Origin of the sequence: Peribacillus sp. Aquil_B1, assembly GCF_022603275.1 — a bacterium.
Classification (GTDB): Bacteria; Bacillota; Bacilli; order Bacillales; family DSM-1321; genus Peribacillus.
The window spans coordinates 1-13,132 of the sequence record NZ_JAKXEE010000012.1; the positions used below are offsets into that span (position 1 = coordinate 1).

Below are 13,132 nucleotides of genomic sequence, written 5' to 3' on the forward strand. Positions count from 1 at the left end.
TCGTCCTGAGCCAGGATCAAACTCTCCGAAGAAATGTTTGACTTGCTCATTTGCTTTTTTGATAGTGTGTGCTCACTTAAAATTTAACGTTGGCGCTTTGTTTTGTTCAGTTTTCAAAGAGCAATTTATCGTCGTTACTTCGTAAGCGACTTTATAATCTTATCACTTACCCAATCTAGTGTCAACAACTTTTTTAAATTGTTTTTTGATTGAGTAATTTATGATGTCGTTATTGGCGACTCCTAATATATTATCAGGTTGATGAGTTATCGTCAATGGTTTAATTAGTTTTTTTTAAAAAAACTATAACATGATAAAAACCCCAAGGAGATATCCATGAGGTTTTCATAAGAATGACTTCTACGCAATTCCTTTAGATAATCCAATAACCAATGGCTGCCAAAGCGGCAACTCCCGGTATTCCAAGCAGGCCGGCGACTGCCGAGGTAACAGGGTTGATGGGGACATGAATGCCCGCTTGATTTCCAAGTGTATTCAAAAAGAACAAAAAGGCTGCACCGATAATGATCTTTATAATCCCCTGCCCTATGAACCGGACGGGTCTTAATGGCGCCCCGATAATAAGGAGCATTAAAATCAGGCCGCCAATTACGGCAACAAAGACAACTGGTTCCAAACTCATTCCTCCCCGCAAGCTTGTACTACACTTATATGTAGGGAACGATGGATTAAGAACTGAAAAAAATGGCCATGAGGAATACGAAATCCTTCACAGCCATTTCCTTATCATCTTTTTAAGCGGACATTCCTTCTTTTAACTTCCCTGAATAAGTAGAAATATTTCACTTCCGCCAGTCTCGTTTGGGCGATTACTTCCTCAGATGGATCAACGCTTTTTTCAAGTAATGATTTTTGATTATGCCAATTCCATTTCAACTGTTCAAGCTCTTCGATTAATGAATCATTGAATTCATTCCGAAGTTTCTTTTTTTTACGAAAGAACAAGTGAAGTCCTCCCAGCTACCTTATATTTCTCTTCTTCCTTCAATTGCTTTTGATAGCGTCACTTCATCCGCATACTCCAAATCTCCGCCGACAGGAAGTCCGTGGGCAATTCGGGTCACTTTGATCCCTGATGGTCTAAGCAACCGCGAAATATACATGGCTGTCGCTTCACCTTCAATGTTAGGATTAGTGGCCAAAATGACCTCCAGCACAGTTTCATCTTGCAGGCGCTTTAATAAATCAGGAATATTTATATCTTCCGGACCGATTCCGTCCATCGGGGAAATACTGCCATGCAGTACATGGTATAAACCATTGAACTCTCTCATCTTTTCCATAGCTATTACATCTTTAGGGTCCTGAACCACACAAATCAAACTTCTGTCCCTCTTTTGATCTTCGCAAATATAACAGGGATCTTGATCTGTAATATGACCACAGACTGAGCAATACATAAGATTCCGCTTAGCATTAACAAGTGCCTTTGCAAAATCCAAAACAGTATCTTCCTTCATGCTTAGTACATGAAAGGCTAATCGAGCAGCCGTTTTAGGACCAATCCCCGGCAATTTCATAAAACTGTCAATGAGCTTGGAAATTGGTTCTGGATAATGCATCGAATTCCTCCTAAAAATTTCAAAAGAAACCCCCTGAAAGGAAGTTTCTTTTGAACTTGCTTAAAACATACCCGGAAGGTTCATTCCCTTAGTGAATTGTCCCATCGTTTGGTTTGTCAGTTCTTCCGCCTTTTTCAAAGCATCGTTAGTCGCAGCCAGAACTAAATCCTGAAGCATATCGATATCATCCGGATCGACAACTTCCGGTTTGATGATTACATCGACGATTTCTTTATGTCCAGTCACGATGACCGTTACCATTCCGCCGCCAGCAGTACCTTCAACCTTTTTTTCACCTAATTCTTCTTGTGCCTCTGCCATCTTCTTTTGCATCTTTTGCATTTGTTTCATCATGTTCTGCATATTACCGCCGCGCATACCCATTTTCCTTACCTCCAATTATTCTTTAATTTCAAGTAAATCATCGCCGACTAATTTCCTAGCCTCTGCTATAAAGGGGTCTTCTTCTTTTGATTCCGTTTCTTCGGGACCGTCGAACTGCTGTGTTGAGATGAAGTCCTCCCGCAACCCTTGCCACTGGCTCTCCGGAACTCCAGCTATCTCCATTCGGTGTCCGGTCAATTGCTGCATGATCGAGGCTATCACTTCCACGAAACGGTTATTTTCCATTGCCATTTGACAATGAATATCATATTTGAATTTTACCACAAAAGCTTCAGTTGACGCAGCAACAGGTTCTGCCTCCGTTAATAAAGCTGCCAATGACTTTTGGTTTTGCTGACCTAACTGCTCAAGCACTTCCCCCCACTTGCTTTTCACAGCATTAAGACCTGGCTTTGTAGCTTGTTTCAAAATTTGATTGATCTTTCCTGCGGGTGCTTTATATGTCTTTTTAACGGCCCTTTGCGCCTTAGCCTGCTCTGCAGGCTTTTCTGTCATGGCTGCCGGAATGCCGTTTTTCTGCATTTCAATCAATTTCTTCTCTAAATCTTCTATTTTCTGCTGCAGCTGCAGCAGCTGCCCGTTATCATTTTGATTTGGCCTTTGCTCATTACATAACTTCACAAGTGCCACTTCAAGGAAAATCCTTGGATGATTTGTCCATTTCATATCCTGCTGTGTTTGATTGAAGCTTTCGATAATGGAGTAAATCGATTCAGAAGAGATCACTTCTGCCAATTCCTTAAATTGGGGATCTATCAAAACACGCTCGAAGGATTCTGCCAGTGCCGGTGCCGTTTGAAACAAAAGCATGTCACGGAAATAATAAATCATGTCTTCAATGAACCGAGCCGGGTCTTTTCCCATAGCCAGCAAATCTTCAAGGACTTCGAGTGCCACCGCTACTTCTTTATCATATATAGCTTTTGCCAGCCTGCTTAAAAACGCCTGCGAAACAGAACCGGTGACAGTCAATGCATCTTCCACAGAAACTGTCTCTGAACTGAAGGATATCGCTTGATCAAGAAGGCTTAGTGCATCCCGCATCCCGCCTTCAGCTGCCCTCGCGATGATATGCAGGGCTTGTTCATCACATGAAACACCTGTTTCTGCGATGATCTGTGACATCCTGCCAACTATATCTTGAGGCTGGATCCTTTTAAAATCAAACCTTTGGCAACGGGAAATGATCGTTAGCGGAATCTTATGAGGTTCAGTCGTCGCCAATATAAAAATCACGTGCTTCGGGGGTTCTTCCAATGTCTTCAAAAGTGCATTGAAAGCACCTTGTGATAGCATATGTACCTCATCAATGATATAAACTTTATATGTAACCGCGTTCGGTGCATATTTGACCTTATCACGAATGTCACGGATTTCCTCGACACCATTATTGGATGCTGCATCAATTTCTATAACATCTGATATGGAGCCATCGGTGATTCCGCGGCAGGTAGCACATTCGTTACAGGGCTCACTTGCCGGGGCATGCTCACAATTCACTGCTTTTGCCAGAATTTTAGCAGCACTTGTTTTCCCTGTTCCACGCGGACCGGAAAATAAATAGGCATGCGAAACCTTCTGCCCGACCAAGGCATTCTGCAACGTTTTCGTTACGTGTTCCTGCCCGACTACATCAATGAATTGTTGTGGCCGCCATACCCGGTATAATGCTTGGTACCCCACGGAAATCCCTCCTTTTTTTCTCCACCTTGTTTATTATACATTACTGATTTCCTTAATATCAAAGCCTAAAAAGAAATTCTATCATTGCCTCATTTTTTTCAAAAATGCCGAGCACTTTACCTTCTTGGCATAAAAAAAAACCCACCCGATACGAATGAGTTTTTGTTTATGTAAAATAACTGCCGTGCACCTTCTGTCGATTAGCAACCATAAGCGTTACTTAAGCAGTTAGCTCGGCCCAGGCAACCCTGCGGCACATGAGAACTTCCACTTAATGCTGCTTCCTTCCGGACCTGACATGGTTCATGGAGTCCCATTGCGCAGGACCCGGGCGTCAACACCACTTACTTAAGGCAGGCCCTACAGAATGCTAACCTCGAGAAGGGATTCAACCTCGCTAGAGCGGATTGCGAGTACAGGGCACCGCTACCTCCCCGTCTAGCACGGCAAAAGTAATACCAATTTCATAGCGTCATGTCGACGCATAATTCATTATACTAAGGTAACAAAAAAAACGCAAGTGTTGTTCATGGACAGTTTGATTCCAAATTTATCAAATGAAGCAAAGCCTCATCTTCAAGATTCGTTTTCACCTATTTATTTTCCTCGGCAATTTTGAGTGCCTGCTCTCTTTTCAACGTTTTCTTTCTATCCCTAAGCTCTTTAAAAAAAGAAGTCAATATCCAGCCGCATTCTTCCCCTAACACACCGCTCGTTACATCACATTGATGATTGAAGCGTTCATCTTGGAGTAAATCCATGAATGTCCCTGCACAGCCAGCCTTTGGATCATGGGCCCCAAAAACAACCCTTTTTACTCTTGATTGCAAGATGGCACCAGCACACATGGGACAGGGCTCCAGCGTTACATATAATGTTGCATCTTCAAGACGCCAACTGCCAAGTTCCTTGCAAGCCTCATTGATCGCAAGCAGCTCCGCATGTGCCGTCGCATTCTGTTCCGTTTCCCTCAGGTTATGCCCCGTCGAAATAACTTGATCATCTATCACGATTAAAGCGCCAATCGGCACTTCATTCAACATCTGCGCCTTTTTCGCTTCCTTTAAGGCTAAATTCATGTAATAAACATCATCCTTCAAAAAAAAACCCCCTTATATTAAGTAGGAGTAAACAGACAAATATAAGACAAAATAAAGGTCATACTACTTGTTCTAATGAATAGTAACGCATGCGGCATATGTGCTGCAAGTAAATTCTCACAATACAGGAGGATATACCATGAATCGACCTGAAACGCCTTCTTTTGCATTGCTTATCATTGATATGATCAATGATTTTGATTTCAAATACGGGAATATGCTCCTTGCACACACGAAGCTTATCGTCGATCCGATTTTGAAATTAAAAACGCAAATGAAAGAAAAGGGTTTTCCCATCATTTATATCAACGATCACTATGATTTATGGCAGGCTGACTTCGATAAAATTATTGCTAGATGTAAGAATGAAGGAAATGCCTCATTAATTGAAAAAATAAAACCTCAACAGGACGATTTCTTTCTCATCAAGCCGAAGCATTCCGCGTTTTATGGGACGGCACTGAATACACTGCTTAAACGATTAAACGTGGAAACACTGATCATTACCGGAATAGCTGGAAACATATGCGTCCTTTTCACGGCCAATGATGCCTATATGCGGGAATATAAGTTATGGATTCCGGAGGATTGCATCGCTTCTGCATCAAAGGAAGATAATCATTACGCATTAAAGATGATGAACCATGTTCTCAAGGCATCCATAAAAGAAAGTGGAGACATTTAAGCATTCAATCGAACAAGGGTACTAACCTACATACATCCCCCAATAACACTCTGTCATTCTCTTTCTTTATCAACCTGACAAAAATGTCACTAAAGTCCCAAGTCTGTGATACAATATCTCTTGGCGAAAAACCTAATAACCGGGAATTTCTGCTTGATACCTCATTGAAGGAGGACAGATTGGATGAAATCCACCCCATTTATCACCGTCGAAGGTCCAATCGGCGTGGGAAAAACATCACTTGCAAAAGTTATCGCAGATCATTTTCAAATTTCATTATTGAAGGAAATTGTTGATGAAAATCCATTTCTCGGGAAATTCTATAAAGATATTGATGAGTGGAGCTTTCAAACAGAAATGTTTTTTCTGTGTAACCGTTATAAACAATTGGAAGATATCGAAAAAAAGTATCTTACTAATGACCAAGCCGTGGTGGCTGATTACCATATATTCAAGAACTTGATATTTGCTGAACGAACGTTAAAGAACGGACAATACAATAAATACCTTGAAATATTCAATATTTTAACACGGGATATGCCTAAACCTAATATGGTGATTTATTTAAACGCAAGTCTTGATACTCTTCTCTCCCGAATCGGTAAAAGAGGTCGTGAATTCGAAAAAAATATATCTTCCATTTATTTAGAGCAGTTATCCGCGGATTATCGAACATTCATGGAAGCATTTGAGAAACAGCACCCTGACATACCTGTTCTTACATTCAATGGAGATGAGCTGGATTTTGTCGGGAACAAGGATGATTTGAAAACGATAATCAGCCAAATAGAGAATGCCCTGCACAAAGGAGTAAAGTCAAATGAACTTACGAAAGAAATATAATATTCCAAACAACGCCGTCATTACGATAGCAGGGACGGTTGGCGTAGGAAAATCGACCATGACCAATGCATTAGCCGATGCCCTTAAATTCAGGACATCCTTTGAAAAGGTTGATACGAACCCCTACCTGGATAAGTTTTACGATGATTTTAATCGCTGGAGTTTCCACCTGCAAATCTATTTCCTCGCTGAACGTTTTAAAGAGCAAAAAAAAATCTTCGAATACGGCGGCGGTTTTATTCAAGACCGTTCCATTTATGAAGACACCGGGATATTTGCAAAAATGCATTATGAAAAAGGCACAATGAATGATGTGGACTACGAAACGTATACAAGCCTTTTCAATGCCATGGTAATGACGCCATACTTTCCGCACCCTGATTTACTAATCTATCTCGAAGGTTCGCTTGATGATATCCTCGACAGGATCCAAGAACGCGGCCGTCCAATGGAACAGCATACCCCAATTGAATATTGGCAGGAAATGCACGGCCGTTATGAAGAATGGATTGATCAATTCAACGCCTGCCCTGTCCTACGATTAAATATAAATGAATATGACCTTATGCAGGATGAAGCAAGCATCGAACCTCTTATAAAAAGAATGGCCGAATATATGGAGCAAACCAAGTTGCTGCGAAATGTATAAAAAGAAAAACCACCGGTTATCCGGTGGTTTTTTAATATATTAGAAAACAAAAATTCCGTTACATATCTGCAACGGAATTCATCGATATCCAATTTATGCGCTGTGGTTATTAATAAGTTATGGAGGAGGTAGAGGGATTCGAACCCCCGCGGGATTTGACTCCCCTGTCGGTTTTCAAGACCGATCCCTTCAGCCGGACTTGGGTATACCTCCGTATCAACATTTATTATATTACATGGAATTAAAATTAAAGTCAAGCCCTCTATAAAGTTTTTTTGAAATAATTTTTAAACTTTAATAAAAAGGAGAATCAGCCTCTGTAATCAGAAGCTGATTCCTTTTGTCTTACGGTTTAATGACTTCCGCACCGCGCATATATGGACGTAATACTTCAGGAATGATGACACTGCCATCTTCCTGCTGATAATTTTCCAAAAGGGCTGCGACTGTACGGCCAATTGCCAAACCTGATCCATTTAGAGTATGGACGTGTTCCGGTTTACCTTTTGCATCACGTCTGAAGCGAATATTGGCCCGTCTAGCCTGGAATGCTTCAAAGTTACTGCAAGAAGAAATTTCGCGGTACGTTCCATAACTCGGGATCCAAACCTCGATATCATACTTTTTAGCAGCAGTGAAGCCTAGATCTCCCGTACACATGCTCAGCACTCGGTATGGAAGTCCTAGCAATTGAAGGACCTTTTCGGCATGACCTGTGAGATTTTCCAATTCTGCATAAGAATCTTCCGGTTTCACGAACTTCACTAGTTCAACTTTATTGAACTGGTGCTGCCGAATTAACCCACGGGTATCACGACCTGCAGATCCTGCTTCTGAGCGGAATGAAGCGCTGTATGCCGCATAGCTTATCGGCAGATCATCCATGCTCATGATTTCATCACGATGGAAGTTTGTCACCGGGACTTCAGCTGTAGGAATCAAGAAGTAATCATCACTTTCAATACGGAAAGCATCTTCTTCGAATTTTGGCAATTGACCTGTGCCAGTCATGCTTGCACGGTTCACCATATATGGCGGCAGCATTTCTTCATATCCGTGTTCCTCAACATGAAGGTCTAACATAAAGCTAATTAATGCACGTTCTAATCGAGCACCAAGACCCCTATAAAATACAAATCGGCTTCCGGTCACTTTTGCTGCCCGTTCAAAATCCAGAATGCCTAGATCTCCGGCTACATCCCAGTGTGGTTTCGGTTCAAACTTGAATTCCGGTAACTCTCCCCATTTACGGATTTCCACATTATCGTCTTCCGTCTCACCAACAGGCACACTTTCATGCGGAATGTTCGGAATGGAAAGAAGTAATGTTTCTAACTGGGCTTCCACTTCACGAAGTTCTTCATCGAATCCTTTGATACGGTCACCAACTTCACGCATTTGGGCAATCAGTTGATCTGCATCTTTTTTTTCCCGTTTCAATACGGCCACTTGCTGTGAAACTTCATTTCTTTGGCTTTTCAACTTTTCCGTTTCGGCAATCAAACCCCGACGCTTTACATCCAGTTCCTCGAATTTACCCAAATCGGTCAAATCTTCTCCTCTAAATTGCAATACACGCTTCACTTCTTCAAAATTATTTCTTACATATTTCAAATCCAACATTTTCTGTTCCTCCTTAATATTTTGATTTTATCAAAGAACGCAAAAAACTCCCGTCCCCTAAAGAAGGGACGAGAGTTAACCCGCGTTGCCACCCTAGTTGAAGGCTTATCTAAAACGCCTACCACTTATCACGATAACGGCTTTTAACCGAAAGTACTTACTGACCCAAAAGGCTTTCCATACTCTGCTCCAGGAGGGATTCACAAAACTCTTACACCGATTTCCACCAGCCATCGGCTCTCTATAGAAAGAAATACTTGTTACTATTTCCTGTCATTGCTTTCTTATATAATCAGATTGTTTTCCATAATGTACTATAATTTTATACATTACGCAACCGTTTTATACGTGAAACTTAAAACCAGCCTTTAACAGTGGAAGCTACACTGCTCCATACGTCACCAAAGAATCCGCCAACCGCCCGCATTGATAGTACGAACCAGTTTGCCTTTTCAACAGATTCAGCAGCTACGACGTTAACCTTAACCTGATCTCCATTGATGTACCCGTAAGCTTCTCCTTTTTTAGGAGTGACTGTGATGTAACCTAGCTTTTCACCTTTTTTGATTGGTGCAGTCAGCTTACCATCATCATTCAATTTGGTTTTATCGATCACTAAATCTGTTTTATAGTTGTCTTTCTCACCATTTTCAACAAGTAGCTCGATCGCTTTTTCAGATTGAACCTTAACGCTTTTTTCCTTGCCTTTCACTACTGAAAGAGTTTCTTTCCCTTTCACCTGGTAGTTGGCAGGAAGGACTTTTTCCTTTTTAAAGGTTGCATAAGCATAGTTCATAAGCTTAGTGCTATCCGCAAAACGTTCGTTTTTATTAGTGGACTTCATGACCACCGTGATATAGCGCTGACCGTCCTGGATAACCGTCCCTGTGTGTCCATATCCGGCAAAGTCAGTAGATCCCGTTTTTAGTCCATCTACGCCTTTATATTCAAATATCAGGCCAGGCAGCATCCAGTTGAAGTTCGGATACTCTTTTCCATCACGGAACTTCAATTTAGGGATGCTGGCGATTTTCAACACTTCCGGATAATCATTTATTAAACGATAAGCAAGAAGTGCAGTATCTTTTGCTGTCATGATATTTTCATCATCTTCATCACCTGAAGGAAACTGCCCTAATAAATCGCTGTTATTCAAGCCGCTGGCATTAACGAATTTATGGTTTTTCAAGCCTAATTCCTTCGCTTTTTCATTCATTAACTTAACGAAGCTCTTTTCACTTCCGGAAACTAGCTGTGCTAAAGCTACTGTTGCCGCATTTCCGGAATAGACGGCCATAGCTTGATATAGTTCCTTAACTGTATAATCTTCACCTTCCGTTAACCCAACATTCGACAAATTGGGTGCTTTTGAAAGGTCATGTACGTATTTATTTATTTTTACTTTTTGATCCCAACTGATTTTCCCATTTTCAATTGACTCCATTATGATGTACTCGGTCATCATTTTAGACATGGATGCAATCCCTAATACTTTATCGGCATTTTTTTCATACACGATTTGTCCTGTTTCACCATCGATGATGATGGCTGCCTCTGCTTTTAAACCCAAATTATCAGATTCAGCAACAGCTTCCCCCGGTTGATAGGCAAATTGCGACATAACAAGAACAAAAACAAAAGTGAAAATGAGGGTCATCTTGCTGATTTTTTTCAATTTCCAATACCTCCAACTTTTAAGCTAATCTCTATAACAAAGAAGAAACTTTATGTAATTCCCTTGACACCTTGTCTAGTTTATCACAGAAAAAATAAAAAAAATAGACAGAGTAATCGCAGACTCTGTCTATTTTAACAATAAATTTTAATGACGATTATATGTTAAATTCATTACATTGAGTAGTTCGGTGCTTCTTTAGTAATTTGGACATCATGAGGATGGCTTTCCCTTAATCCAGCACCAGTCATTTTGACGAATTGAGAGTTTTCCCTCAACTCTTCCAATGTGGCTGTACCGCAATATCCCATACCTGAACGAATGCCGCCAATCAGCTGGAAAATGGTATCTGATAGAGGTCCTTTATATGGAAGGCGCCCTTCGATGCCCTCCGGTACGAATTTCTTGTTATCTTCTTGGAAGTAACGATCCTTAGATCCCTTTTCCATTGCAGCAACAGAGCCCATACCCCGATACACTTTAAAACGGCGGCCTTGGAAAATTTCCGTTTCGCCTGGGCTTTCAGTTACACCGGCAAGCATACTGCCAAGCATTACTGCATGTCCGCCTGCAGCTAGGGCCTTAACGATATCACCAGAGTATTTGATTCCGCCATCAGCGATAATCGTTTTACCATGTTTTCTTGCTTCTGTCGCACAATCGAAGACTGCCGTGATTTGCGGAACACCTACACCAGCTACAACCCTTGTCGTACAGATTGATCCTGGTCCGATTCCCACTTTCACTACATCAGCTCCCGCTTCAATCAATGCTTTCGTACCTTCAGCTGTTGCCACATTACCGGCAATGATCGTCAATTCAGGATATGTCCCGCGGATTTCCTTCACCATTTCAAGGACGCCTTCTGAATGACCGTGAGCAGTATCAAGTACAATTGCATCAACATGGGACTTAACCAGCATTTCGACACGCTTCATTGTATCCTTGGTCACGCCGACTGCAGCACCTGCAAGTAATCTTCCTTGCTTATCTTTCGCCGAATTCGGGAACTCGATGACTTTCTCGATATCCTTGATCGTAATAAGTCCTTTAAGAACTCCATTATCGTCCACAAGGGGAAGCTTTTCAATTTTGTATTTTTGAAGAATCTTCTCTGCTTGTTCCAGGTTAGTTCCTACTGGCGCTGTGACCAGATTCTCTACAGTCATGACACTGGAAATTTTCAAGGAAAAATCGGAAATAAATCGCAAATCACGGTTTGTAATGATACCCACAAGTTTTTGATCCTCTATATTGTTGACTACAGGAACACCTGAAATGCGATATTTACCCATTAAATGCTCTGCATCGAATACTTGGTGATCCGGCGTTAAGAAAAATGGATCGGTAATTACACCGCTTTCTGAACGTTTTACTTTATCCACCAGTTCAGCTTGTGCTTCAATGGACATATTTTTATGAATGATACCCAATCCGCCTTGACGAGCCATGGCAATGGCCATCTCAGCTTCTGTCACGGTATCCATTCCTGCGCTGATGATAGGAAGGTTGAGCCTTAAGTTTTCAGCTAAGTTGACTTGAAGGTTAACATCTTTCGGCAAAACCTCTGATTTCGCTGGAATTAATAGGACATCATCAAAGGTTAAACCTTCTTTTGCAAATTTATTTTCCCACATTATTTTCCCCTCCTGCTTAAAAATATTATTTGTAGGTTATCAATAGGACATACTACTGTCAAGAAGAGAAATAAAAGTTTGATTATTCTATTAATTCGGAGGATAGCTGCAATGCCTGAAAACAATGATAATTTCGATAAATATACACCTTTTTTTTCCGCATCTTCCTCACAAACTTTTTTACAAAAATGTTACACGCACGAAAAAATAGCAGAAGCGGAAATCAAAAGTTACGATAATTGTTATCCATTTATTTACCATCTCGAACATGCTAAAACTTATTATAATCAGGCTGCCATTGCACCACTTTCCATACAGCCAATCCTTACATTTTATGGATTTGCTCAATTGTTAAAGGCTTGTCTGCTCACGATCGATCCTAACTATCCGGAATCAACTTCGATGCTTGCCCATGGGGTAACAACGAGAAAAAAGAAAAAGCAACAATATGAATTTTTAAAGGACGAAGTGAAAACGCAAAAGAATGGACTTTTCACCTGCATTGCCGAGAAGTTATTTCATATCAAGCATCTGGAAGGTGAAAAGTTTTCCATGGGAACATTAATGAAGGAAATCCCAGACATGCAAAGCTATACATGGTCGGTTTCAAAGAAAAATTTCGTCGCCATGTTACCTTCTTCGAATGGTTTTCAATTACCCTCAACGATATTGGATAGCTATCAAATGTCCAGCAGTCGGTTGGAGGAATTTTTGAAAGCTAAAACGAATCAAGTTTACAGTATTGCTGAAGCTCCTGGGACACTGCATTTAAAAACAGATGGCGATCCTAATCATAATGCAACTTCCCCAATACGGTATAATTTAGCAGAAGGACAATTCATGCTATCGATAAATAAAGATTCGTCAGCTTTTTCATTACCAGAACTTTTGATTCATTATTTGATTTCTTATAACCTTAGCATAATAGCTCGTTATGAAACAGAATGGTGGGCAGAACTGTTGAAAACCATGCCTAATGATGATTACCCCTGTATTGTTCAATTCCTTAAAATAAGCCAAGCTAAGGTGCCATTTTTAATATTTGAATGGATCCAGTCCGGAAGGTTCCACCTTTGATTCTTTCAACATCCATTTGTTGTATTGTTCTGGTTCGAAACGAAGAAAAAAGACCAGCCGGATGGCTGATCTTTTGAAATGGCTTGGCGGCGTCCTACTCTCACAGGGGGAAACCCCCAACTACCATCGGCGCTGAAGAGCTTAACTGCCGTGTTCGGAATGGGAACGGGTG

13 protein-coding genes, 1 tRNA gene, 1 rRNA gene, 1 other RNA gene and 1 other annotated feature are annotated in these 13,132 nt (G+C 41.0%); of the genes, 4 read left to right on the forward strand and 12 right to left on the reverse strand.

Annotated elements, in window-relative coordinates; genetic code table 11:
- Positions 1-373 precede the first annotated feature (373 nt).
- The 7 genes from MPH60_RS27350 to tadA all read right to left on the reverse strand — a co-directional run bounded on the left by MPH60_RS27350 (position 374) and on the right by tadA (position 4,771).
- The gene (locus MPH60_RS27350) at positions 374-643 is read right to left on the reverse strand and encodes a pro-sigmaK processing inhibitor BofA family protein (RefSeq protein ID WP_387552124.1); all 270 of its coding nucleotides are present in this window, start codon (positions 641-643) and stop codon (positions 374-376) included.
- A gap of 104 nt (positions 644-747) precedes the next feature.
- Entirely contained in the window at positions 748-966 is a 219-nt protein-coding gene (locus MPH60_RS27355) for a YaaL family protein (protein WP_034316261.1), read from the reverse strand.
- 20 nt (positions 967-986) lie between these two features.
- Positions 987-1,583: a recombination mediator RecR gene (recR, locus tag MPH60_RS27360; RefSeq protein WP_034316264.1), complete on the reverse strand. Its 597-nt coding sequence runs from the start codon at positions 1,581-1,583 to the stop codon at positions 987-989.
- 60 nt (positions 1,584-1,643) lie between these two features.
- Positions 1,644-1,961, reverse strand: coding sequence for a YbaB/EbfC family nucleoid-associated protein (locus tag MPH60_RS27365; RefSeq protein WP_101226088.1), 318 nt, complete (start codon positions 1,959-1,961; stop codon positions 1,644-1,646).
- 21 nt (positions 1,962-1,982) lie between these two features.
- Positions 1,983-3,671, reverse strand: a complete 1,689-nt coding sequence (gene dnaX / locus MPH60_RS27370; RefSeq protein WP_241594815.1) for a DNA polymerase III subunit gamma/tau — start codon at positions 3,669-3,671, stop codon at positions 1,983-1,985.
- 182 nt (positions 3,672-3,853) lie between these two features.
- An RNA gene (gene ffs / locus MPH60_RS27375) (signal recognition particle sRNA large type) lies at positions 3,854-4,118 on the reverse strand.
- 146 nt (positions 4,119-4,264) lie between these two features.
- A complete protein-coding gene (tadA, locus tag MPH60_RS27380) occupies positions 4,265-4,771 on the reverse strand; it encodes a tRNA adenosine(34) deaminase TadA (protein ID WP_098373826.1) in 507 nt (168 codons plus the stop codon).
- A gap of 139 nt (positions 4,772-4,910) precedes the next feature.
- Between tadA and MPH60_RS27385 the strand changes: the two genes are divergently transcribed.
- The 3 genes from MPH60_RS27385 to MPH60_RS27395 all read left to right on the forward strand — a co-directional run bounded on the left by MPH60_RS27385 (position 4,911) and on the right by MPH60_RS27395 (position 6,948).
- Positions 4,911-5,456, forward strand: coding sequence for an isochorismatase family cysteine hydrolase (locus MPH60_RS27385; RefSeq protein WP_241594816.1), 546 nt, complete (start codon positions 4,911-4,913; stop codon positions 5,454-5,456).
- Between the two features lie 183 nt (positions 5,457-5,639).
- Complete coding sequence (locus tag MPH60_RS27390) at positions 5,640-6,299, forward strand: deoxynucleoside kinase (RefSeq protein ID WP_144481201.1); 660 nt, start codon at positions 5,640-5,642, stop codon at positions 6,297-6,299.
- Positions 6,277-6,948: a deoxynucleoside kinase gene (locus MPH60_RS27395; RefSeq protein WP_241594817.1), complete on the forward strand. Its 672-nt coding sequence runs from the start codon at positions 6,277-6,279 to the stop codon at positions 6,946-6,948. Before MPH60_RS27390 ends, MPH60_RS27395 begins: the two co-directional genes overlap by 23 nt.
- A gap of 120 nt (positions 6,949-7,068) precedes the next feature.
- On the opposite strand, the gene MPH60_RS27400 is transcribed toward MPH60_RS27395, so the two are convergent.
- The 4 genes from MPH60_RS27400 to guaB form a co-directional block, all read right to left on the reverse strand.
- Positions 7,069-7,161 (reverse strand) — tRNA-Ser (locus MPH60_RS27400).
- Positions 7,162-7,293: 132 nt separating this feature from the next.
- Positions 7,294-8,571: a serine--tRNA ligase gene (serS, locus tag MPH60_RS27405; protein ID WP_241594818.1), complete on the reverse strand. Its 1,278-nt coding sequence runs from the start codon at positions 8,569-8,571 to the stop codon at positions 7,294-7,296.
- Between the two features lie 61 nt (positions 8,572-8,632).
- Positions 8,633-8,857: a binding site (T-box leader), on the reverse strand.
- A gap of 69 nt (positions 8,858-8,926) precedes the next feature.
- A complete protein-coding gene (locus MPH60_RS27410) occupies positions 8,927-10,246 on the reverse strand; it encodes a D-alanyl-D-alanine carboxypeptidase family protein (RefSeq protein WP_241594819.1) in 1,320 nt (439 codons plus the stop codon).
- A gap of 173 nt (positions 10,247-10,419) precedes the next feature.
- Positions 10,420-11,883, reverse strand: a complete 1,464-nt coding sequence (guaB, locus tag MPH60_RS27415) for an IMP dehydrogenase (protein WP_101226085.1) — start codon at positions 11,881-11,883, stop codon at positions 10,420-10,422.
- A gap of 111 nt (positions 11,884-11,994) precedes the next feature.
- Between guaB and MPH60_RS27420 the strand changes: the two genes are divergently transcribed.
- Entirely contained in the window at positions 11,995-12,960 is a 966-nt protein-coding gene (locus MPH60_RS27420) for a YaaC family protein (RefSeq protein WP_241594820.1), read from the forward strand.
- 81 nt (positions 12,961-13,041) lie between these two features.
- Here MPH60_RS27420 and rrf read toward each other — a convergent pair.
- Positions 13,042-13,132: ribosomal RNA gene (gene rrf, locus MPH60_RS27425) — 5S ribosomal RNA — on the reverse strand; the annotation flags it as partial.

Coding starts and splice junctions, on each gene's coding strand:
- guaB (WP_101226085.1), bottom strand. CDS start 11,883: ATGTGGGAAAATAAATTTGCAAAAGAAGGTTTAACCTTTGATGATGTC.
- MPH60_RS27350 (WP_387552124.1), bottom strand. CDS start 643: ATGAGTTTGGAACCAGTTGTCTTTGTTGCCGTAATTGGCGGCCTGATT.
- serS (WP_241594818.1), bottom strand. CDS start 8,571: ATGTTGGATTTGAAATATGTAAGAAATAATTTTGAAGAAGTGAAGCGT.
- MPH60_RS27385 (WP_241594816.1), top strand. CDS start 4,911: ATGAATCGACCTGAAACGCCTTCTTTTGCATTGCTTATCATTGATATG.
- MPH60_RS27420 (WP_241594820.1), top strand. CDS start 11,995: ATGCCTGAAAACAATGATAATTTCGATAAATATACACCTTTTTTTTCC.
- recR (WP_034316264.1), bottom strand. CDS start 1,583: ATGCATTATCCAGAACCAATTTCCAAGCTCATTGACAGTTTTATGAAA.
- MPH60_RS27365 (WP_101226088.1), bottom strand. CDS start 1,961: ATGCGCGGCGGTAATATGCAGAACATGATGAAACAAATGCAAAAGATG.
- MPH60_RS27390 (WP_144481201.1), top strand. CDS start 5,640: ATGAAATCCACCCCATTTATCACCGTCGAAGGTCCAATCGGCGTGGGA.
- MPH60_RS27395 (WP_241594817.1), top strand. CDS start 6,277: ATGAACTTACGAAAGAAATATAATATTCCAAACAACGCCGTCATTACG.